The sequence below is a fragment of the Virgibacillus ihumii genome (genome assembly GCF_902726655.1).
Classification (GTDB): Bacteria; Bacillota; Bacilli; order Bacillales; family Amphibacillaceae; genus Lentibacillus; species Lentibacillus ihumii.
Genome location: NZ_CACVAN010000001.1, coordinates 3,175,518 through 3,195,715 on the forward strand (window position 1 = coordinate 3,175,518; position 20,198 = coordinate 3,195,715).

At 42.2% G+C, this 20,198-nt stretch carries 25 protein-coding genes and 1 other annotated feature; of the genes, 17 read left to right on the forward strand and 8 right to left on the reverse strand.

Features of this window, described 5'->3' with window-relative positions; genetic code table 11:
- Nucleotides 1–11: 11 nt before the first annotated feature.
- The 3 genes from ehuD to ehuB all read right to left on the reverse strand — a co-directional run bounded on the left by ehuD (nt 12) and on the right by ehuB (nt 2,489).
- Nucleotides 12–725 (reverse strand): ectoine/hydroxyectoine ABC transporter permease subunit EhuD, encoded by a 714-nt coding sequence (ehuD, locus tag HUX68_RS15565; RefSeq protein ID WP_174615670.1) that lies wholly within the window; start codon nt 723–725, stop codon nt 12–14.
- Nucleotides 722–1,384 carry an amino acid ABC transporter permease gene (locus tag HUX68_RS15570; protein WP_174616490.1) on the reverse strand — a complete coding sequence of 221 codons (663 nt, stop codon included), beginning with the start codon at nt 1,382–1,384 and terminating at the stop codon, nt 722–724. The genes ehuD and HUX68_RS15570 overlap by 4 nt, the downstream gene beginning before the upstream one ends.
- 211 nt (nt 1,385–1,595) lie before the next feature.
- The gene (gene ehuB, locus HUX68_RS15575) at nt 1,596–2,489 is read right to left on the reverse strand and encodes an ectoine/hydroxyectoine ABC transporter substrate-binding protein EhuB (RefSeq protein WP_174615671.1); all 894 of its coding nucleotides are present in this window, start codon (nt 2,487–2,489) and stop codon (nt 1,596–1,598) included.
- 374 nt (nt 2,490–2,863) lie between these two features.
- Here ehuB and HUX68_RS15580 point away from each other — a divergent pair, with 374 nt between their 5' ends.
- From HUX68_RS15580 to ytzI, 3 genes are read left to right on the forward strand one after another with little or no spacing between them, the layout of a single operon-like run.
- Nucleotides 2,864–3,778 (forward strand): ketopantoate reductase family protein, encoded by a 915-nt coding sequence (locus HUX68_RS15580; protein WP_174615672.1) that lies wholly within the window; start codon nt 2,864–2,866, stop codon nt 3,776–3,778.
- Between the two features lie 4 nt (nt 3,779–3,782).
- Nucleotides 3,783–4,220, forward strand: a complete 438-nt coding sequence (locus HUX68_RS15585; RefSeq protein WP_174615673.1) for a GNAT family N-acetyltransferase — start codon at nt 3,783–3,785, stop codon at nt 4,218–4,220.
- Nucleotides 4,217–4,378 (forward strand): YtzI protein, encoded by a 162-nt coding sequence (gene ytzI, locus HUX68_RS15590; RefSeq protein ID WP_174615674.1) that lies wholly within the window; start codon nt 4,217–4,219, stop codon nt 4,376–4,378. The genes HUX68_RS15585 and ytzI overlap by 4 nt, the downstream gene beginning before the upstream one ends.
- Here ytzI and HUX68_RS15595 read toward each other — a convergent pair.
- Nucleotides 4,375–5,355, reverse strand: a complete 981-nt coding sequence (locus tag HUX68_RS15595) for a ring-cleaving dioxygenase (RefSeq protein WP_174615675.1) — start codon at nt 5,353–5,355, stop codon at nt 4,375–4,377. The genes ytzI and HUX68_RS15595 overlap by 4 nt on opposite strands.
- Nucleotides 5,356–5,430: 75 nt before the next feature.
- The gene (locus HUX68_RS15600; protein ID WP_246206701.1) at nt 5,431–6,003 is read right to left on the reverse strand and encodes a M15 family metallopeptidase; all 573 of its coding nucleotides are present in this window, start codon (nt 6,001–6,003) and stop codon (nt 5,431–5,433) included.
- 148 nt (nt 6,004–6,151) lie between these two features.
- On the opposite strand from HUX68_RS15600, the gene HUX68_RS15605 reads away from it, so the two are divergent.
- The 6 genes from HUX68_RS15605 to HUX68_RS15630 all read left to right on the forward strand — a co-directional run bounded on the left by HUX68_RS15605 (nt 6,152) and on the right by HUX68_RS15630 (nt 10,781).
- Nucleotides 6,152–6,772, forward strand: coding sequence for a glycerol-3-phosphate acyltransferase (locus HUX68_RS15605; RefSeq protein ID WP_174615676.1), 621 nt, complete (start codon nt 6,152–6,154; stop codon nt 6,770–6,772).
- Nucleotides 6,773–6,785: 13 nt separating this feature from the next.
- On the forward strand, nt 6,786–7,271 hold the full coding sequence (locus HUX68_RS15610) for a DUF456 domain-containing protein (RefSeq protein WP_174615677.1): 486 nt from the start codon (nt 6,786–6,788) through the stop codon (nt 7,269–7,271).
- 32 nt (nt 7,272–7,303) lie between these two features.
- Nucleotides 7,304–8,134 carry a bifunctional hydroxymethylpyrimidine kinase/phosphomethylpyrimidine kinase gene (thiD, locus tag HUX68_RS15615; RefSeq protein ID WP_174615678.1) on the forward strand — a complete coding sequence of 277 codons (831 nt, stop codon included), beginning with the start codon at nt 7,304–7,306 and terminating at the stop codon, nt 8,132–8,134.
- A gap of 2 nt (nt 8,135–8,136) precedes the next feature.
- Nucleotides 8,137–8,688, forward strand: coding sequence for a cysteine hydrolase family protein (locus HUX68_RS15620; RefSeq protein ID WP_174615679.1), 552 nt, complete (start codon nt 8,137–8,139; stop codon nt 8,686–8,688).
- 105 nt (nt 8,689–8,793) lie between these two features.
- Nucleotides 8,794–9,014 (forward strand) — a binding site (T-box leader).
- Between the two features lie 107 nt (nt 9,015–9,121).
- Nucleotides 9,122–10,561: a proline--tRNA ligase gene (proS, locus tag HUX68_RS15625; RefSeq protein ID WP_174615680.1), complete on the forward strand. Its 1,440-nt coding sequence runs from the start codon at nt 9,122–9,124 to the stop codon at nt 10,559–10,561.
- Nucleotides 10,536–10,781, forward strand: coding sequence for a hypothetical protein (locus HUX68_RS15630; protein ID WP_174615681.1), 246 nt, complete (start codon nt 10,536–10,538; stop codon nt 10,779–10,781). Before proS ends, HUX68_RS15630 begins: the two co-directional genes overlap by 26 nt.
- A gap of 61 nt (nt 10,782–10,842) precedes the next feature.
- Here the strand turns inward: HUX68_RS15630 and HUX68_RS15635 are convergent, their stop codons facing one another.
- Nucleotides 10,843–12,015, reverse strand: coding sequence for an IS256 family transposase (locus HUX68_RS15635; RefSeq protein WP_174616299.1), 1,173 nt, complete (start codon nt 12,013–12,015; stop codon nt 10,843–10,845).
- Between the two features lie 204 nt (nt 12,016–12,219).
- On the opposite strand from HUX68_RS15635, the gene HUX68_RS15640 reads away from it, so the two are divergent.
- Both HUX68_RS15640 and HUX68_RS15645 read left to right on the forward strand, forming a co-directional pair.
- Nucleotides 12,220–12,672 (forward strand): DUF2188 domain-containing protein, encoded by a 453-nt coding sequence (locus HUX68_RS15640; RefSeq protein WP_174615682.1) that lies wholly within the window; start codon nt 12,220–12,222, stop codon nt 12,670–12,672.
- A gap of 24 nt (nt 12,673–12,696) precedes the next feature.
- Nucleotides 12,697–12,900: a DUF2188 domain-containing protein gene (locus HUX68_RS15645; protein WP_174615683.1), complete on the forward strand. Its 204-nt coding sequence runs from the start codon at nt 12,697–12,699 to the stop codon at nt 12,898–12,900.
- 124 nt (nt 12,901–13,024) lie between these two features.
- On the opposite strand, the gene HUX68_RS15650 is transcribed toward HUX68_RS15645, so the two are convergent.
- The gene (locus tag HUX68_RS15650) at nt 13,025–13,504 is read right to left on the reverse strand and encodes a glutathione peroxidase (protein WP_174616492.1); all 480 of its coding nucleotides are present in this window, start codon (nt 13,502–13,504) and stop codon (nt 13,025–13,027) included.
- 243 nt (nt 13,505–13,747) lie between these two features.
- Between HUX68_RS15650 and HUX68_RS15655 the strand changes: the two genes are divergently transcribed.
- Complete coding sequence (locus tag HUX68_RS15655) at nt 13,748–14,749, forward strand: TAXI family TRAP transporter solute-binding subunit (RefSeq protein WP_174615684.1); 1,002 nt, start codon at nt 13,748–13,750, stop codon at nt 14,747–14,749.
- A gap of 115 nt (nt 14,750–14,864) precedes the next feature.
- Nucleotides 14,865–16,772 (forward strand): TRAP transporter permease, encoded by a 1,908-nt coding sequence (locus HUX68_RS15660; protein WP_174616493.1) that lies wholly within the window; start codon nt 14,865–14,867, stop codon nt 16,770–16,772.
- Between the two features lie 149 nt (nt 16,773–16,921).
- Here HUX68_RS15660 and trhO read toward each other — a convergent pair whose 3' ends face one another.
- A complete protein-coding gene (gene trhO, locus HUX68_RS15665; RefSeq protein WP_174615685.1) occupies nt 16,922–17,896 on the reverse strand; it encodes an oxygen-dependent tRNA uridine(34) hydroxylase TrhO in 975 nt (324 codons plus the stop codon).
- 498 nt (nt 17,897–18,394) lie between these two features.
- On the opposite strand from trhO, the gene HUX68_RS15670 reads away from it, so the two are divergent.
- The 4 genes from HUX68_RS15670 (at nt 18,395) to HUX68_RS15685 (ending at nt 20,198) form a co-directional block, all read left to right on the forward strand.
- Complete coding sequence (locus HUX68_RS15670) at nt 18,395–18,595, forward strand: cold shock domain-containing protein (protein WP_174615686.1); 201 nt, start codon at nt 18,395–18,397, stop codon at nt 18,593–18,595.
- A gap of 163 nt (nt 18,596–18,758) precedes the next feature.
- Complete coding sequence (locus HUX68_RS15675; protein WP_174615687.1) at nt 18,759–19,448, forward strand: class I SAM-dependent methyltransferase; 690 nt, start codon at nt 18,759–18,761, stop codon at nt 19,446–19,448.
- 1 nt (nt 19,449) lies between these two features.
- Nucleotides 19,450–19,755, forward strand: a complete 306-nt coding sequence (locus tag HUX68_RS15680; protein ID WP_174615688.1) for a hypothetical protein — start codon at nt 19,450–19,452, stop codon at nt 19,753–19,755.
- A complete protein-coding gene (locus HUX68_RS15685; protein ID WP_174615689.1) occupies nt 19,752–20,198 on the forward strand; it encodes a GNAT family N-acetyltransferase in 447 nt (148 codons plus the stop codon). The genes HUX68_RS15680 and HUX68_RS15685 overlap by 4 nt, the downstream gene beginning before the upstream one ends.

Consider the following 20,198-nt stretch of genomic DNA (forward strand, 5'->3'; position numbering starts at 1 on the left):
TCCCTTTTCTCTTAATTTGCTTTGCTTTCCGTTACAGCATTTTTATCAAGCCGTCTGTTAAATTTCTTCTCCAGTTTATTGACCAGTAGTGCTGAAGGGTAACTCAGCACAAGGAACAGGATTGCCACGATAGTAAGTGGTTCCAGGTATCTCCAGTGTTGTGCACCGTAATCGTTGGCCAATGCCAGAATTCCAAGGAAACCAATTGTCGATGCCAATGGAACTTCCTTAAACATAATAATTAAGTAGTTTCCAAGCATCGGAATGGTTGGCGGAATTGCTTGTGGAAGAATGATTTTGGTCCACTTCTTCCTTCTAGAATAGTTAAGCGCTGTTGCAGCCTCCCACTGGCCATTCGGCACTCCATCAATTCCGGATCGGTATACTTCGCCAATGTATGTGCTGTAGTGAATACCCAGACCGAGCACTGCGCTTGTAAATGGATCAAGTGCCATTCCGACAACAGGGACCATTGGCCATGCATAGTAAATGAAAAAGAGCTGTACCAATGGTGGCGTGGAACGGATAAATTCCATTATTCCAAGTAATGGAAGTCTGATTGCAGCTATCGGAAGTCTTTTGACGGCTGTCCAGAAGAACCCAACTATTAGTGCACAAAGGTAACATGCAATGGTCAGTAAAACGGTAATACCGAGACCTTCCAAAATAATTGGGAAAGCGTCAAAAAATGTTTCCCAGCTCCAGTTACTTAAACCACCGCTCATGAACTAGCCACCCCTTTCTTGGATGCAGCTTCCATTTTCTTGGTCAGCCAGATGAATGGAAGTGCAAGGATAAAGTAGAATACGAGCACAAGGAAATATACAGTTGGTGCCTGATCCAGGTTCGAACTGCGTAAAATATCTCCGTAGTATAAAATATCTGTCATACCAATCAATGAAACTAGTGATGTCGACTTTAGCATCAGAATAAGATAGTTACCAAATTCCGGCAGCATCATCCTTACAGCCTGTGGAAAAATGATCAGCCGCATCCGTTGAAATCTTGACATATTGAGTGCTGTTGAAGCTTCATATTGTCCTTCAGCAACAGACAAAATGGATGAGCGGACGATTTCAGACATGTATGCACCATAGTTTAGCGCTATGGCCAGAACGCCAGCCCAGAAGTTGCTTCCGATTTCCCAGCCGAATAAGATTGGCAATGCATAGTAAAACCAGAATAATTGTACGATCAGTGAGGTGCCACGAAAAACTTCAACATAAAAGCTTGTAAATTTTCTTATGATAACATTACGTGAGAGCTTACAAAACCCGGAAATAAATGCCATCAGATATCCCAGAACGATTGAAGCAAGCAGAACCTTGACAGTAATTTCTACCCCTTTTAGCAGGACGGGAAAAATTTCTGCTATTGCATCGATGATAATCACTCCTTTAGTGTTTACTATTACTTTATTAAAATAGTATTCGGTTTATACACCTTGTACAATTTTAGAGGTGGATTTTAAAAATTTGATCATGGATACATTGAGTTATGTGTACATTTCTTAAAACAAAATGAAAGGGTCAGACCCCCTGGGTGAGGGAGCCGGACCCTATGGAGTCGTTGTCAATGATCTTCGAGTTGTAAATCTAGTATTGTTCGCCGCTGCAAACTCCTTCAGCAGTGATGTCTTCCGGAACAGAGTTGTTTTCAGCACTGAAGCCATTCTTTTCGAGTAACTCTTTAACTGTTCCGTTTTCTTTCAATTTAGCCAATGCTTCATTATAAGCTTTACGCAGTTCATCGGCATCTTTATGGAAAGCAGCTGCACCATAGCTTGGAATACCTTCAATTTCAGGCTGTTTGAAGTCCTCCACGAACATCAGTTTATCATTTCCGGAAGATTCCAGAGCCATTTTAACCGTCATTTCTGTACCTGTTGTCGCATCTGCACGCCCCGATGCTACAGCAGAAAAAGTTGCCGGTATATCAGCAGCTGTTTGAATCTGGCTTTCTTTTACGCCCATTTTTTGTACGTACTCAATTTCAGTTGCTCCCTGCATGATGGAAACTGATGCACCTTTTTCAGCGATGTCTTTATAACTGTGCAGGTCCATTGGATTTCCTTTTTGTACGACTAATCCTTCCCCATACATCATGGATGGTTCAGCGAAATCAGCATTTTTACAGCGGTCCGGGTTAATTGCCATTCCTGCTGTGATTACGTCAAATTTTCCGGCATTCAAACCTGGAATCAGCTGACTGAAATCTGCCAATTTACTTTTAACGTTTTCAATCCCCATCTCTTTAAATGCTGCCTGTGCAATGTCCACTGCAGCACCTTTCAACTCACCGTTTTCCTGGTATGCATATGGTTCTTCATTGGCAAAACCTACCGTAACTGTGCCTGATTCTTTAAGCTTAGCTAGTTTGCTTTCGCCGCCGTCACTGCCGCTGCCGGATCCTTCTTCAGAACCTGACCCGCAGGCTGCCAGCAGTACAAGCGAAAAACAAACAACCGCAACTGCTAATAATTTTTTCATTTTCTAAATGACCTCCTCTTAATTTTGTTTCTCTTAAGACTTTATGACTAGAAAATGGATAGCTTTAACCCTGGGCAAGACCCCGAGCATAAATAAAGAGTAAATTGACGGGGAAATTCTTTCTAACAGTCATACTATAATAGTATAGATTTTGGCCTACTCATTCAAACAGTATATTTTTAGATAATTTGGAATTTCACTTCAAATTTGCTCATGAGACCAATAAATCTCAAACATGCCAATATATACTTGTTTATAATGTTTTAAGCTTTAATTTTCTCATTAATTGCTGTAATTATCCGAATTGTTTCATGGACAAATAAGCTTCAGCAGGCTACTATTGAATTTAATACCGAATAAATGGAGGGGAATGTATGCAGATAACCGTTTTAGGTGCAGGGGCATTAGGTGGTTATTTTGGATCACGGTGGGAAGAGGCTGGTGCGGATATTACATATCTTGTTCGCGAAAGAAGGGCAGAACAGCTGCGGCAGAATGGATTGAACATTTCAAGTACAATGGGTGATTACAAAAACAGTGAGCCAAAAGTTGTGACAGATGCACATCATATTGAAAATCCTGAGCTTGTATTTGTAAGTGTTAAAGGCTACCATCTAAAAAATACAATCGATGATTTGAGGATATTAACGGAAAAAGGAGCATATGTCCTGCCTGTATTAAATGGCATGGAACATTTTTCTGTGTTGCAAAAGGAACTGGGAGACGAAGCCGTACTTGGCGGATTGTCTTTTATTATGGCGACATTAGATGATTCCGGGCATGTTATTCATTCAAGCAACGTTCACCGTATTATTTTCGGAATGCTGCATGATTCGCAAAAGGAAATATGCAGTCGTTTAGAACAGCTCTGTGGAAAAACAGATTTGGAAGCTGTTAATAGTGATTCGATCTTACATGAGTTGTGGAAAAAATATACCTTTATTAACGCATTTTCAGGAATAACTACAGCAGCTGATTTGCCAATTGGTCCGATCCGGGAAAAACCGGACACTTTCCGGATAGCTGAGCGCATACTTCTCGAAATGCAGCAGTTGGCGGCGGAATATGGTGTTGAGGTATCTGATGCGGAGATTGAGGGAACGCGAAAAACACTGCTGAAGCTGGATCCGGAAGCAACGTCCTCCATGCATCAGGACCGGCGCAAGGAACTGTCGCTGGAGGTGGATCATCTGCATGGCGGAGCAATTCGGCTGGCAAAAGATAAGGGCGTGGCTGTGCCATATTTAGATGCAGTTCATGGAATTATCAAACCATATGAAAGGATATAATCAGATGTACAAGATACGTGAAATGAAAAAAACTGATATTAATGCAATTAATACATTGGCTGAGGGTGAAGGGAATGTTCACTTGCATAAAAAGGAGCAGCCTGTCAGCGAAGTCACGATTGAAAATATACTTGCGGGAAATTTAGAAAGGCTTTATGTCATTGAGGAGAGTGGGGCAGTCCGTGCATTCATTCTGTTTGAATTGGATAAGGAATCAAAACAAGTTCACATTAACAAGCTGACGGTTGAGGCGAGTTATGTTAAAAAAGGTCTCGATGAGCATTTATACAGCAAGGTGGAGCGGCTGGCTGATCGCGGCGGTTATGAACAAATTATGGCTGAAATTACAACAACAAGCCCAGTCGTTCATACCTTTTTTGAGGAAAAGGGCTGGTATCGATTAAATGACAGTGATGAATTTTGTAAAGGGGTTAACGGATGATTTTCTATGTGATAGTTTGCATCGCAATTGTCCTGGGAGTTCTTGTTATGACGTTAATCGCCATTTCCAAAGGATACGCTTATAAACATTCCATTGACCCGCTGCCGGATGATGAACAGCGAATGAAAGATAATATAGAGCAAGACCGCACCGATTAAGAGTGCGGTCTTGTTGTATCCAGTGGCTTAAGTTTTGCTTCAATTTCATCACGCTGGTTTTCAAAAAACGGGGGCAGTGCCAATGACTCACCAAGATGATTGATATCTTCATCGGTTGCAAATCCCGGCCCATCCGTCGCCAGCTCAAAAAGAATTCCATTCGGTTCCCTGAAATAAAGCGATTTAAAGTAAAAGCGATCTACCAGTCCTGAATTTGGGATGCGTGCTTCTCGGATGCGGTTTTCCCATAAGACCAATTCTTCCTCATCCTGAACGCGGAAGGCAACATGGTGGACACTTCCCCGGCCGGGACGTTCGCGGGGTAAGTCAGGATTGGTTTCCAGGTGAATTTCAGCGCCGGTTCCACCTTCTGCAGTTGAAAAGACAAGTGTGTCATCCTTGCTGTCTGATGCAGATGAATAGGTACCTGCTTTTTTAAAGGTCAGCAGTTCCGTTAAAACCTGTTCCGTTGGCTGCGGGTCTTTGACGGTTAATTTTACAGGGCCTAGTCCATGAATTCCTTTTTCAACAGAAACCGGACTCCTGTTCCATGCTTTTCCGCCGGCGACGCCTTGATTATTTTCATCCGAGACAAAGGATAAACGCTGCCCTTCAGGATCGCGAAATGGCAGTATTTTTCGTCCGTACTGTTCTGTTATTTCGTCATGCTCAACGCTGTATTTCTGTAATCGTTGGAGCCAGTATTCCAGCGCCTGGTCATTCGGAACCCTTAATGATGTTGTGGAAATACTGCTGCTTCCGGGATAGGTATGCCCGGCATTGGGTATTTCAAAAAAGGTAAAGTCTGTCCCTGGATTGCCCGCTTCATCAGCGTAGAACAGATGATACACAGAAGTATCATCCTGATTAACCGTCTTTTTAACAAGCCGCATTCCAAGAATTTCGGTGTAAAAATGATGATTATTTTTTGCGTTTGCAGTGATTGCTGATACATGGTGAATACCTTTTATTTCCATTGGTAACCCTCCTGACGGGTGAAAAAATTATTTTGAATTCAAAATAATTATAAGCTATAATTTCGGAAGTGTCCATTATCCTGTTTGATTCTTCTTGTCTCTATGCTTTGGCCGCAGCCCATTCTGAAGTTGCCTGATACTTAGACCAAAATCCATTTGCAGGTGCGGGTAATCAGGGTTTCTCCAGTCACCACCCCATTCAAATCCCAATTTTTTGGCCATATCGGCCACCTCGAACCAGTCCGCTTGTCCATTATTATTTCCGTCATAGTTTGTATCCCAAATAATTTCGCCATTGTCATTTTTTAAAGCATAATCCACTGCCAGTCCATAATTGTGATAGGATTCGCCTCCTTTGGCATACGTTACGATATTGCCGCCGGTAGTTCTTCCTTGTGCATATAATTGGTTTTGTTCCTTTTTGGTGCGAACCTTATCTGTGATGACGACATTAATGCCATTCCGGGCAGCCATTTGTACCAACTGCCTGGTTTTTTTAGCCACAACAGGATCAAGTTGCTTCGTTTCCGGCTGATTTTTGTCAAGTTTGACATAGCGGTCATTTTTTTGTTCATATATGATGAAAAGAATGGCAACGAACAGAATAATTAAGATCCAGGCAATCATGTCTTTACGAAATAATTTCAATGTTAAATCTCCCCGGGTGTATGTTACTCCTTATTATATCTTATCTACTCAATCACGTGTGACCCGGTAGAAGTGACAAAAGATTGAAAAATTCACCTTGCACGTTGATTGGTGCTGTGTATATTATAAGACGAAAGGAGGGGGTTACATGTATGTGCTTCTTGTCATATTTATTGGTTATCTAACCGGTTGTATTCATGGGTCTCAATTGGTTGGCAAAATGAAAAAGATAGATATAAAAAACAGTGGCGTGAAAAATTCAGGAGCATCAAATACAACTATTTTGCTGGGGTGGAAATTTGGTATTGTTGTCGCACTTATTGATATTTTAAAAGCAACATTATCGATCTTATTCGTTTTATATATTCTTGAAGGCCAAGGTATAACTGGAGAGACACAGACATTGCTGGTGTACGTAAATGCCCTGTTTATTATAATTGGTCATAATTATCCGATTCAGATGCGTTTCAGTGGCGGTAAAGGAACAGCTTCCCTGGTCGGGGTGCTGCTGGCAATTGACTGGAAAATAGCCTTAATAGGAATCGGGATATTGCTGTTGCTTTCATTGGCAACGGATTATCTGGTGGTCGGTGTTTTGTTTATGTATATTTCTTTCCTGGTGACTACCTATTTATTCTTTGGAATCGAACCAGCAATGGTCGTTGTGTTATTATCAATTATGAGCATAATGAAACATCTGGAAAACTATAAACGTATATTCAGTCAGAAAGAAACAAGAATATCCAGTATGTTTAAAAAAGAATCATAGTTGGAGGAAGCAAATGCTTGATATCATTATTTGGATTGTCATTGCAGCAATGTTTATTTTAAGTTTTGTCTCGATAATTTTTCCGATTATTCCGGGCCCGCTGGTATTGTGGATCGGTTATCTGTTATATCATTTTGTGATTAATGACGGGGAGCTGACAGTGCTGTTTTGGATCGGAATGGCGATTTTAACAGTAATCCTCATTGTAGCGGACATCATTGCGAACAGCTACTTTGTTAAAAAATTCGGCGGCAGTAAATGGGGTGAACGTGGTGCCGGGATTGCCGTTATTATCGGCTCGTTTATTTATCCGCCATTTGGCATTTTGGTGCTGCCATTCATCGTTGTCATTATCATCGAGCTGGTACAGAAACGAACGACGAATGAAGCGTTTCGTGCTTCAGTTGGTTCGCTGATCGGCTTTCTTGGCGGAGCAGTGGCCAAAGTAGTGCTGCAGCTCGTCATGATTGGCTGGTTCTTCATTGAAGTTATTTTTTAATACGGTTTTAGGATAGAAAGGATCTTGGTTATATGAATTATCCATCACGTGTTATGACAATTGCCGGGTCTGCAGCCGGGGGAAGTGCCGGCATTCAGGCAGATCTGAAGACATTTCAAGAGTTTGATGTTTATGGAATGAGTGCCATTACTGCAATTGTGGCGTATCATCAGGAAATCGGAAAAAACGTCCATCCACAGTCAATCGAGGCAATTGAAGCTCAATTTTCAACCGCCGTTCAACAGGTCGGAATGGATGCACTAAAAACAGGGATGCTTTTTTCCAAAGAAGTTATAGACAAGGTGGCAGCAATTATTTCAGAGTCAAAAGTGGAAACGGTCATAGTTGATCCGGTCATGGTTGGAAAACTGGACTCGAAGTTACTGGAGGATGACGCCATTGATGCCTTGAAAGCGAAGCTCATTCCGCTGGCGACGGTCATTACGCCGAATATCCCGGAAGCATCCATCCTGCTTGACGGGCGGAAGCTGGAATCGGTGGAAGATCTGAAGCAGGCTGCGATTGATTTACATCAGCTTGGCACAAGATATGTACTGGTGAAAGGCGGCAGATTGGAAGGTCCGGCAGTGGATGTGCTGTACGATGGGGAAACTTTGACTACATATGAAGCACCGAGGATTGATACAGTTAACACGAGCGGAGCCGGATGTACATACTCGGCAGCTATTGCCGCTGAAATGGCAAAAGGCAAGACTGTTTTGAATGCTGTTCATTCAGCGAAAAGCTTTGTTACCACCGCAATCACCAATGGATTCTCATACACAGAAATGGTGGGGCCGACATACCATGCGGCTGCCCGTAAGTTTGGCGAAGCACACCAAATTAAGGTGAAAGGGGATTGAGGATGGTTAAAAGAGCCTTAATAAATGTTGATTATACGGTTGATTTTGTTGCCGATGAAGGTAAGCTGACTTGCGGCAAGCCCGGGCAGGCTATCGAAGGGAAAGTGATTTCACTGACGAAGGAATTTTTGAAAGCGGGGGAATATGTCGTTTTTGCCATTGATGCACATCATGAAGGCGACTCGTATCATCCGGAGTCGGAATTGTTTCCGCCACATAATATTATCGGTACGAAGGGGCAGGAGCTCTACGGGGAACTGGCCGAGGTATATCAATCGAATCGAAATGCGCAGAATGTATATTATTTTGATAAAACCCGGTACAGTGCATTTGCCGGAACCGATTTGGAACTGAAACTGCGTGAGCGTGGAATAGAAGAACTTCATCTCGTCGGAGTCTGTACGGATATTTGTGTGCTGCATACCGCCGTTGATGCGTACAACAAAGGATTTAAAATTGTTGTTCATAAAGATGCTGTCGCCAGCTTTAATGCTGCCGGGCATGACTGGGCGCTTGGGCATTTTGAAAATACCCTGGGTGCGGAAGTGATTTAGGAAGTAGTAATAGCCAGATGAAATATTCACGATTACGGATGAAGTGAGCGTGATGGGCAAGGCTTGACTTTGCCCTCACATCCATTTATATTTAAAAATATAATATGTGAAACGTTGACTGGGATTAGTACTGTTTGAATGTCTTTTGCAGAGAGGAAATAGCTGCTGAAAAATTTCCAGAGACATAAATGGGAACCTGCCTTGTAGTTCGCCATCGGAAAAGCATCTTGCTGTAAGATGTGCGCGGTTCATGACCGTTATCATGCCAAGTGTACAGAGGGGTTCTCTGTAAACAAGGGTGGTACCACCAGACCTCGGTCCCTTATCAGGATGGAGGTTTTTTTGTATACAAATATCATTCGTATTTGCTAAATCAAAGCCAACAGGATGGCAGGTTTCGAATAAATAAATTTTAAATATAGGAGTGTTTGGATTGGGTAAAAAAAATAAACAGTTTGTTGAAAAAATCACTGCGATGGAAGATGATTTTGCACAATGGTATACCGATGTGGTCAAACAGGCGGAACTGGTTGACTATGGTGCTGTTCGTGGCACGATGGTGATCAAGCCGCATGGATACGCAATCTGGGAAAATATCCAGGCAGAACTGGATCGCAAATTTAAGGAAACCGGGCATTCCAACGTTTATTTTCCACTGTTCATTCCGGAAAGTATGCTGCAAAAAGAGAAGGATCATATTGAAGGATTTGCACCGGAAGTAGCATGGGTTACACATGGCGGCGAAGAGGAGCTGGCGGAGCGGATTTGTGTCCGTCCGACTTCCGAAGTTCTTTTCGGTGAATATTATGCAAAAAACATTCATTCCTATCGTGACCTGCCAATGCTTTATAATCAGTGGAGCAATGTTGTCCGGTGGGAAAAAACGACACGTCCATTTTTGCGTACTTCCGAGTTTTTATGGCAGGAAGGGCATACATGCCATGCGACAGCTGACGATGCACAGGAAGAAACCGCGAGAATGCTGGAAGTGTACAAAGATGTCGCTGAAAATTATTTGGCTATTCCGGTACTCAGCGGCAGGAAAACCGAGAAAGAAAAGTTCGCCGGTGCGGACTATACGCTAACAATTGAAGCGCTGATGCACGACGGAAAGGCGCTGCAGTCGGGGACATCGCATTATTTGGGCACAGGATTTGCCGAAGCTTTTGATATCCGCTATTTGGATAAAGAAGGCGACCAACAACCTGTCCATCAAACATCATGGGGCATGTCGACCCGTATTATGGGAGCTTTAATCATGGTGCACGGTGATAATCGCGGGCTGGTCATCCCGCCGCGAATTGCACCAACCCAGGCGATGATTGTTCCGGTTGCCCAGCATAAAGAAGGTGTTCTCGATAAAGCGTATGACCTTCGTGATCAACTGAAAGATTTGGCACGTGTCGGAATCGATTCGAGCGATAAAATGCCGGGCTGGAAATTTAACGAGTATGAAATGAAAGGCATACCGGTCAGAATCGAAATGGGGCCGAAAGATATAGAGAAAGATCAGGTTGTCCTTGTTCGCCGTGATACGGGTGAAAAAGAATTTGTTGGACTCGACAAGCTGGAGCTGCGGCTGCCGGAACTGCTTGAAGAAATTCAGCAGGGACTTTTTGAAAAAGCACTCGCGCACCGCAATGACAAAACGACCACTGCAACGGATATGGAAGAATTTAAAAAGAACCTGGAAGAAACACCAGGGTTTATCAAGGCAATGTGGTGCGGTGATATGGAGTGTGAGGAAAAAATCAAGGAAGAAACAGCAGCAACATCCCGATGCATCCCGTTTGAACAGGAAACTGTTTCCGATAAATGCATATGCTGCGGTAAAGAAGCCAAAGAACTTGTCTACTGGTCAAAAGCATATTAATGTTAAAAATCGAGCGCGCCTGCTGCGCTCGATTTTTTTACGAGGCAAACATCAACCGCACGAGGCAAACATCAACCGCACGAGGCAAACATCAACCGCACGAGGCAAACATCAACCGCACGAGGCAAACATCAACCGCACGAGGCAAACATCAGTCAAGTCCTTATCTATGTGTAAAAGTCCAATACAAGTTTTCAACCTTATGATGGTATTTATGTGAATTTGATGTGGTGGGAAGGGCCCTTCCCACCACATCAAATTTTCGCGCGCTGGAATCCTCTTCAACTTTTGTTTCGAATAAACCTTTTTTTATTCTTTTGTTGCCCTTCATAATCCATTAGTACTGCGCCAATTAGACGGAAGGCGGATTGTGTATTCGGAAATATACGAATGACTCTTTCCCGCCTTCTAACTTCTTCATTTAGGCGTTCCAATGAATTCGTGCTGCGTATGAATGTATGATATTTCTCTTCTTCATTGAGATACTGAATGGCATCATCGAAGCCTTCTTCCAATGTCTTAAGTGCTTGATTTAGCTTTGGATCTTCTTCGTAACGCGTGACGAACTCCTCCTTGAAGTTTCTTGCGTCATCTGGTGTAACGGCTTTAAAAATCCGTTTTAACCCCGTGATTACCTCTGACATACCCTTCTTTGGCAGTTGATCCACAATATTTCGTTTAAAATGAACGGTGCAGCGTTGCCATGAGGTTCCGAGGAATTCCTCCTGTATTGCTTTTTTGAGCCCTTTATGGGCATCTGAAATCATAAGTCTTGGTGAATGCAGCCCCCGGCCTTTCAGCTCTTTTAAAAAGCTTTTCCAAGCTTCGTAACTTTCGGTATGGTCAACCTTTAATCCGAGCACTTCCCGTTGGTTATCCTCGCTTATCGCTGTCGCAATGTAGACAGCTTTGGATACAACCTTACGATGCTCGCGAACTTTGATATACATGGCATCTACAAAAATGTACGGATAATAGGTGTTTGCCAAATTTCGATTCGCCCATTTATTGACGATAGGGTCTAGTTTCTCTGTAAGCGATGATACAAAGGACTTGGATACGCTCTCTCCACACAATTCTTCTACTACATTTCGAACCTTGCGTGTGGAGACCCCGTTCACCACCATTTCAAGCAGGGCAAGAACGAAAGCCTGGTCACAGCGTTGATACTTTTCAAAAATACTTGGTGAAAACTCACCGCTGCGAGTCCGTGGAACCCGTAACTTGATCTTTCCAATACTCATCAAATATTCTCTTTCATAATAGCCGTTTCGATAATCACGTGAACTACCAGTACGGGCGTATGGCGGAACGTCCAAAAATTCATCCCGTTCCTTTTCCATATACTCATTCAGAATTAATACAGCTGTTGATTTATAGATAGCGTTCATATTGGAGTTCATAATCTCATCTTTTAACTTGTCCATGTTTAGGTTAAAATGTAGTTGGGTCATCATTAATTCCTCCTTATGTTTTTGTGGTTGAAAACATTGTATCATAGGAATTAATATGGCCCTTTCTTATTTCGCTTTTACACAATTATACGGACTTAACCCAAACATCAACCGCCCCGACTGTAGAAAATTTTATGTTTACAAGCCTTGGGTAGCAGGGAACCGCTTATTACATACCGATGTTTCCAACGGAGGTGAGTAATTGTGCCGTGGACTATGAATGATTATCCGAGTTCCTTAAAAAACCTGGATATTGCAGTCCGAAAAAAAGCGATAGATATTGCTAATGCGATGGTAGACGAGGGATATGATGAGAGTCGCGCAATCCCGATAGCTACCAGACAGGCAAAAGAGTGGTATGAAAATGCTGACAGCAATAAGGTTCGTGAATTTAAAAATCAAGGCGATCCAACCAAAAGATCCGAAAAGGATAAAAACTATGAAAGTCGCCCGGAACTTCTTGAAAAAGGAGAGCATGTTGTACCACATGATGATGGATGGGCAGTTCAGGCTAAAGATGCAAAACAGCCGAGTGATATTTTTGAAGCAAAGTCAGATGCTGTTGAGCGTGGAAAAGAAATTGCCCGGAACAAAGGCACCGATGTCACGATTCACCGAAAAGATGGAACAATCGAAGTACACAATTCATACAAGTGATTTTTTACAGGAGGAGTTAATAAAATGAAACATTATACAGTAGCACCAAATAAAGATGCGACCGCATGGTATGTTAAAATAGAAGATGTAGCACCGACAGAGGAATATGATAAACGGGATAAGGCAATCGAGGCGGCTGAGGAAACCGCAAAGGAAAATAAACCCAGCACGTTGTCAATTCTGACAAAAGAGCATGAAGTGGAAGAAAAACGCACTTACGAACAATAATAGGGTTAGCCGGTTTAACAAGCCGGTTAGCCTTTTTTTCTGTATATATCCAGCAGGGATCAAACAACAGGTGGACGAAAAAATAAAATACACTCAGTAGGTGGCCCTATGAGTGTGACAAGATTTACATGCTCAATGTATTTTCTATTTCTGTGGTAATACTTTCCGGTTTGGTCTGCGGGGCAAATCGGTTAATCACTTCACCATCTCTTCCCACGAGAAACTTGGTAAAATTCCATTTGATTTGCTTCGTCACCATCCCCGTCGCCTGATTGGTTAGGTGAACAAACAGGGGATGGGCATGCTCACCTTTTACGTCTATTTTACTGAACATCTGGAATGTAACTCCATAGTTGTTTTGGCAAAAATTGGATATTTCTGCATCTGTACCCGGATCCTGGCTATGAAATTGATTACATGGAAAACCTAGAACTTCAAATCCCTGATCTTTATATTGATCGTATAATTTCTGAAGACCGTCCAGCTGAGGTGTGAATCCACATTCACTCGCAGTATTCACAATCAAAAGAACCTTTCCTTCATATTCTCCCAACGATTTTAAATCACCTAGAATAGTTACCGCGGAAAAATCATATACACTAATCGGAACCCCCTCCTTTACCAAAATAATAGCAATTTTAATGCATATATGTCAAAAACAGGTAATTTTAATCAAATATAAATCATAATTTTCTAAAAACTTGAATCCTGGACTAATAAAAGGTAAAATACATAAATAAAGCGTTTTCTATACCATAGTATTTTGGAAGAGAGCGTCTTCATTTGGGTGAAACATGTTGTTTACGACAACGTGTTTCCAATAATAAACATAAAAGGGGGAGTTACTTTGAGAAAAAGAACTCTAATTTCAGTCATGTTAGTTCTGGCCATTGGCATGATTCTAAGTGCGTGCGGTGACAGCGGCCAAGGCTCTGGTTCAGGCTCTGGCGGAGGAGAGACAACCAACCTGACAATGGGGACAGGGAGTGTTGGCGGCGTTTACTATCCACTCGGTGGTGAAATGGCTAACTTATGGACCGATAACATTGATGTGGAAGGTTTTGACGTAAGTTCCGTTGAATCCGGGGCTTCAGTTGAAAACATTGCAAAAATCCAGGCAGGAGAATTCCAGCTTGGGATTGCACAAAATACCACAATGGTTAATGCTGTTAACCAAAAAGGTGAATTTAAGGGCAAAGAAATTAATAACGTTGGAGTCATTGGTTCTCTATATCCCGAAGCGCTTCAGGTAGTTACGCTTGAATCCACAGGAATTGATTCAATTGAAGATCTGAAAGGCAAAAAGGTAGCAATCGGACCTCCAGGCGGCGCGACCCGTGAAGCTGCTGAACTTGTTTTGCAAGCCTACGGTATTGAAGAAGGAGATTTCACTGCCTATGAAGAAGGATTTGGCGATGCGAAGAGTAAATTGCAGAATGGTACCATTGACGCTTCATTTGCAGTTGTAGGTGTCCCTTCATCAACAACGAATGAGCTTGCCAACGCAACCGGGGAAGTGAAATTCCTGGATATTGAAGGTGAGGCGCTGGATAAAGTGCTTGAAAAGAGTCAATATGAAGCGTACACGGTAAAACCTGGAACATACGAATGGCAGGAAGAACCTGTTCAAACCATTACAGCAATGGCACTATTGCTTGCGTCAACTGAGCAGGTAAGTAAAGATCTTGGTTATAAACTGACGAAAACGCTTTATGAAAAAGCCGGCGATATGACCATTGCACAGGCTAAATTGATTACCAAAGATGGTGCTCTAACTGGTGTAAGTGATGACCTGCCGCTGCACCCCGGTGCTGAAAAATACTTCAAAGAAATCGGCGTTATTGAGTAAACGGGAGAACCGGGCAATGCTGCCCGGTTCTTTCCCCTCAATATCCTAACAAGACAGAACGGAGGGGAAAACAGTGAGTGTTCAAGACACACAACAAATCGACAAAGACGAACTGATGGCGAAATACGATAAAGAGAGTGCATTCAGGACAAATCTTGGACCATGGGGTTGGGTAACGCTTATACTTGGTGGTGCACTGACCATTTTCCAGCTTTATACGGCTCTTCGCGGAGCATATGTTTCAATGATTCAGGGTGCGATTCATCTTGGAGCTGCATTATGTTTGGTATATTTGCTTTATCCGATTAAATCATCGATGACTAAAAAACGAGGCGTTCCGTGGTATGATGCGCTGCTCGCAATTATTGCGTTATTTACCAACTTTTATATTGTCTACAATTATGAACGATTAATAAATGAAGCAATTATATTCGGGTTTACTGCGTTTGATCAGATTGTTGCAACGGCTGGTATTATTTTATTACTTGAAGCAACTAGAAGGGTCGTTGGTCTTCCAATCGTTATCATCGCAATTTTAGCACTGCTTTACGGATTGTTTGGTGCGTACATCCCGGTTATCGGCCATGCTGGCTATGATTGGCCATCGCTGGCGACAGAAATGTTCTTCAGCTCAAGTTCCATTTTTGGTATCCCAATTCAAATTTCATCCACATATATCTATCTGTTCCTCTTCTTCGGGGTAATGCTGGTAAAGACAAACATTGGCCAGTTTTTTAACGATATTGCGCTGCGCTTAACCGGTCGTTACACAGGTGGTACGGCCAAAGCGGCAGTTGCGGCCAGTGGTTTGCAGGGAATGGTGAGCGGAAGTTCGGTTGCGAATACGGTGGGATCCGGTTCCTTCACGATCCCGATGATGAAAAATGCAGGGTTTAAACCTCATTTTGCAGCTGCAACGGAAGCATCAGCTTCCACCGGTGGGCAGATTATGCCACCGATCATGGGAGCAGCTGCCTTTATCATGGCATCCTATACGGGCGTACCATATAATGAAATAATAATAATCGCAATTATTCCAGCGGTTTTATATTTTTCCGGTGTATTTATGGGAACACACTTTGAAGCCAGGAAGCAAGGGATTTTAGGACTGGCAAAAGAACAACTTCCAAAGACAAAAAATTTAATTAAGAGGTTTGATTTGTTTGCACCGCTTGTCCTCATTATAGGAATGCTGCTGCTCGGATTTACACCGACATATGCGGCATTATACGCAATAGGTGCTGCTTTTGTTATAAGTTTCTTCAGAAAAGATACAAGAATGAACTTTAAGGAAATTATTAATATTCTTGAAGAAGGCGCACGTACCGCATTACCGGTTATTGCTGCCTGTGCTACGGCAGGTATTATTGCTGGTACGGTAACAACTACAGGGCTTGGACCGAAGATTGCAGGCGGTATTATTGATCTGGCACAAGGTGAATTCTTCCTGGTCATGTTCTTTACCATGATTGCTTGTATTATACTTGGAATGGGTCTGCCGACAACTGCAAACTATGTTGTTACAGCAACCATGGCAGCTCCGGCTTTGCTGGCGTTTGATGTTCCGGTAATTGCGGTTCATATGTTTGTATTCTATTTCGGGATTGTAGCGGATATCACACCGCCTGTTTGTCTGGCTGCATATGCCGGTGCAGGGATAGCGAAGGCGAACCCGATGAAGGCCGGGGTGACTGCGGTCAAATTAGCCATCGCGGCATTCATCATTCCATATATGTTCGTGTCGCAGCCGATTCTGCTTCTGCAGGGTGATGCCAATGCAGTGAATGTTTCGATTGCTGTAATTAGTGCAATGTTAGGAATGGCGGCGATCAGTTCAAGTATGATTGGTTACTTTGTCAGCAGTTTAAGCTGGCTGGAACGGATTATACTTGTTGCAGCAGGATTACTGCTTGTATACCCGGACATAACATTATCACTTATCGGTCTGGCAATCTTTGCAGTAATCACTGTAATTCAGTTCATGCGGGGAAAACCTAATCACTTAAAAGAACAAACTTCTTAAAAATAAAAAATGGGCAGGCGATTCAATTCGCCTGCCCATAAAATTTATTTGCCCTTAACTGGCATTATAAAAAATGGGATAAATTTTCAGGAAAATGTTCGATTCGTTCAACTAAAAAACGGTAAGGGTAAAACCCCCACCGTTTCACATTACACTTCCTGTTTAATCTTTTCATCTTCAATATTCATCAGTCTCTGCTGAATTTCTTCTTCTGAAAGGTCGTGTTCCTTCACGTACATATTACGGGGGCTGACACGGCATTCATGCGAGCAGCCGCGCATATATTTATGCTCATTTTCCTCAGAGCAGATAATCTGTTTGTTGCATTCCGGATTAGCGCAGTTTACATACCGTTCACATGGTTTTCCGTCAAAGTAATCCTCACCGACAATAACGTGGTCTTTTTTGTTGATTGGTACGGAGATACGTTCGTCAAACACGTAGCACCGTCCGTCCCACAGTTCGCCTTGCACTTCCGGATCTTTGCCGTATGTGACGATTCCACCGTGCAGTTGAGCTACATCTTCAAAGCCTTCTTTAATCAGCCATCCGGAAAATTTTTCGCAACGGATTCCCCCGGTGCAATAAGTCAGAATTCGTTTGCCTTCAATCAGGTGTTTGTTCTTTTCCACCCATTCAGGCAGTTCGCGGAAAGCTTCGATATCCGGGCGAATAGCACCACGAAAATGTCCAAGGTCATATTCGTAGTCGTTTCTAGCGTCTAATACGACTGTATTGTCATCCTGCATTGCCTCAAAAAATTCTTTTGGTTCAAAATATTGACCTGTCGTTTGTTTCGGATTGATATCATCTTCGAGCCGAAGTGAAACCAGCTCATTACGCGGACGCACATGCATTTTTTTGAACGCGTGCCCGTCATGCGGGTCAATTTTGAATTCCATTTCCGCAAAACGCGGATCATTGTGCATCTCTTCCATATATTTGTTCGTTTGTTCAACCGTACCGGATACGGTGCCGTTGATTCCTTCATGTGCTACAAGAATGCGTCCTTTCAATTCCAAGTCATTGCAAAATTGCAGATGCTCACTTGCATATTCTGCAGGGTCCTCTATCGATACATACTTGTAGTACAGTAAAACCTGATACTCATTACTGCTTGTCATGTTACTACCACCTGTCATTCATATTTGCAAGATACAAATGTGTATGGTTTTTATTATTCATTTTTACTCTTGCAATTGTTTATTTTATCACTTTCTTAGGCTTTCTTCCAGTTTGTAAAAGTACATCAAAAATGATAAGAGCATAGGTGGCCATATACCTTCCTGATCAATGTGGTCTATGTCATATTGTTATTACTTATAATTGTTTTTGTTATACTTTCAATTAGAAAAAGAGAATTAAGAATTAAAGGAAAAGAATACAAAAACGCTGCAAAAGATATTCGTTCTAGTGAAGATTGATTCCGTAAAATTCAACTTAATCAAATAAAAATAAATTTATTTTCAGAATCACTTGCTTTTTAGCGCTGGAAGGTTTAAAGTTAGAAGTGCAATAGGAAATTGAAATTAGTAATACTTTACGATCTCTTTCACAAAGTGGTGTAAAAGTATTTATGGTTCAATTACTTTGCACATATTTGTATAAGGAGGTCGTTTATTATGATGACTGGTAAAGTAAAATGGTTTAACGCTGAAAAAGGGTTCGGTTTCATCGAGCGCGAAGACGGAGACGACGTATTCGTACACTTCTCAGCAATCAATGCTGAAGGTTTCAAAACGCTTGAAGAAGGTCAAGACGTTGAATTTGAAATCGTTGAAGGAAACCGCGGACCGCAAGCAGCTAACGTAAACGCTCAATAATAGAAGTTTTCAAAAAGGCTTATCTCATTTGTGAGATGAGTCTTTTTTTGTTTGGATAATTAACCTTAAGGTAAATAATTGAAGCGGACAGGAGAATAATTCAGCTGCGTGTTCGTGGCGGCAAATGTTTTTTTCGTTTATAATTAAAATGAGGAGGTATCTCATGACTGAGTCGTTTGATTGGCATAAGGAAGCAGAAGTTCAATGGGACGGACGTGCCGGCTTCTGGAATGAACGGAGTAAGACAATGTGGGATGACGGCAGCCGAAAAGATATCATTCCATTTATTGAGAAGCATTTGCAGAAAGAAAACAGTATTCTTGATATTGGCTGTGGAGATGGTTATGGTACATACAGACTGCATAAATCGGGATATATTGCGACTGGGATGGATCTGTCCAATGAAATGATCAGTAAGGCGAGGGAACGGCTGAATCAGAATGAAATCCACTTCATCCAAGGTGATATTTCCAATATGCCATTTTCGGATGGTAGTTTTGATGCGGTAATGGCAATCAATGTATTGGAATGGACAGAAAAGCCTGCGGTTGCATTGCAGGAGTTGTTTCGTGTGTTGAAGCGCGGCGGGACTCTGTATTGCGGAATTCTTGGGCCGGCAGCAGGTCCACGGGCAAACAGCTATCCGCGCCTGCATGGTGAAAAGGCGATTTGCAACACAATGATGCCATGGGAATTCGAAAAGCTGGCGGCAGACTATAATTTTACATATCTGGACGGATTCGGTGTTTACAAAGAAGGTGTAAAACCACATCATCACGAAGGTTTGTCACCTGATTTAAGGCAGGCATTATCATTTTTGTGGTTGTTTATGCTCAGGAAAGAAGGTGAATAAAATGAGCAGAGAAGAGATGGAACAAAAAATAATTGAAGGCTATAAGCAAGATGAGAAAATGATGATTTTAGTCTTTGCCCAATGGAGCGTGAATCATAATCTGGACCCGGAAGAATTGTATCAAAAAGCATATCCAAACCAAATAAACAATCAGGCACTTCGGGAGGCATTGGAACTGACTGTCCCCAGAAAAGAGTCGGAAGATATACCTGATCAGACCGTTTTGAATGTACTGCAGCTATTTGGAAATGATGATTTGGCCTTTATTGTTCAGGAAGAAATCGAAAAGCGGGGGAAAAACCAGTGAAATGGAAAGTCAAATCATTTTCGGAATTAACAACGAATGAGTTATACGAACTACTGAAGGCAAGGGTTGATGTTTTCGTGGTCGAACAGGATTGTCCATACCCGGAATTGGATAATTATGATCAGGAGGCAATGCATTATTTTTTAAAAATTAATGAAGAGATTGCAGCAAATGTACGTATATTACCGGCTGGCTCAAAGTTTGAGAATGTCTCGATTGGCAGGGTTCTGGTGACTGGAAAATTTCGGGGGAACGGATATGCAAAACAGCTTATGCAAAAGGCGATTGCCTATAGTGTCGAGCAATGGCATGCGCCAACCATTCAAATTCAGGGGCAGGAATATTTGAAGAAATTTTACACGGAATTAGGTTTCAGACAAGTTTCAGCATCATATATGGAGGATGGAATTCCCCACATTGACATGATTTGGGAGCAGAATTGA

Coding starts and splice junctions, on each gene's coding strand:
- HUX68_RS15660 (WP_174616493.1), top strand. CDS start 14,865: ATGGCGAAATACGATAAAGAGAGTGCATTCAGGACAAATCTTGGACCA.
- HUX68_RS15610 (WP_174615677.1), top strand. CDS start 6,786: ATGCTTGATATCATTATTTGGATTGTCATTGCAGCAATGTTTATTTTA.
- HUX68_RS15605 (WP_174615676.1), top strand. CDS start 6,152: ATGTATGTGCTTCTTGTCATATTTATTGGTTATCTAACCGGTTGTATT.
- HUX68_RS15635 (WP_174616299.1), bottom strand. CDS start 12,015: ATGACCCAACTACATTTTAACCTAAACATGGACAAGTTAAAAGATGAG.
- ehuD (WP_174615670.1), bottom strand. CDS start 725: ATGAGCGGTGGTTTAAGTAACTGGAGCTGGGAAACATTTTTTGACGCT.
- HUX68_RS15585 (WP_174615673.1), top strand. CDS start 3,783: ATGTACAAGATACGTGAAATGAAAAAAACTGATATTAATGCAATTAAT.
- HUX68_RS15680 (WP_174615688.1), top strand. CDS start 19,450: ATGAGCAGAGAAGAGATGGAACAAAAAATAATTGAAGGCTATAAGCAA.
- thiD (WP_174615678.1), top strand. CDS start 7,304: ATGAATTATCCATCACGTGTTATGACAATTGCCGGGTCTGCAGCCGGG.
- ehuB (WP_174615671.1), bottom strand. CDS start 2,489: ATGAAAAAATTATTAGCAGTTGCGGTTGTTTGTTTTTCGCTTGTACTG.
- HUX68_RS15580 (WP_174615672.1), top strand. CDS start 2,864: ATGCAGATAACCGTTTTAGGTGCAGGGGCATTAGGTGGTTATTTTGGA.
- HUX68_RS15645 (WP_174615683.1), top strand. CDS start 12,697: ATGAAACATTATACAGTAGCACCAAATAAAGATGCGACCGCATGGTAT.
- HUX68_RS15620 (WP_174615679.1), top strand. CDS start 8,137: ATGGTTAAAAGAGCCTTAATAAATGTTGATTATACGGTTGATTTTGTT.
- HUX68_RS15595 (WP_174615675.1), bottom strand. CDS start 5,355: ATGGAAATAAAAGGTATTCACCATGTATCAGCAATCACTGCAAACGCA.
- HUX68_RS15670 (WP_174615686.1), top strand. CDS start 18,395: ATGATGACTGGTAAAGTAAAATGGTTTAACGCTGAAAAAGGGTTCGGT.
- HUX68_RS15675 (WP_174615687.1), top strand. CDS start 18,759: ATGACTGAGTCGTTTGATTGGCATAAGGAAGCAGAAGTTCAATGGGAC.
- ytzI (WP_174615674.1), top strand. CDS start 4,217: ATGATTTTCTATGTGATAGTTTGCATCGCAATTGTCCTGGGAGTTCTT.
- trhO (WP_174615685.1), bottom strand. CDS start 17,896: ATGACAAGCAGTAATGAGTATCAGGTTTTACTGTACTACAAGTATGTA.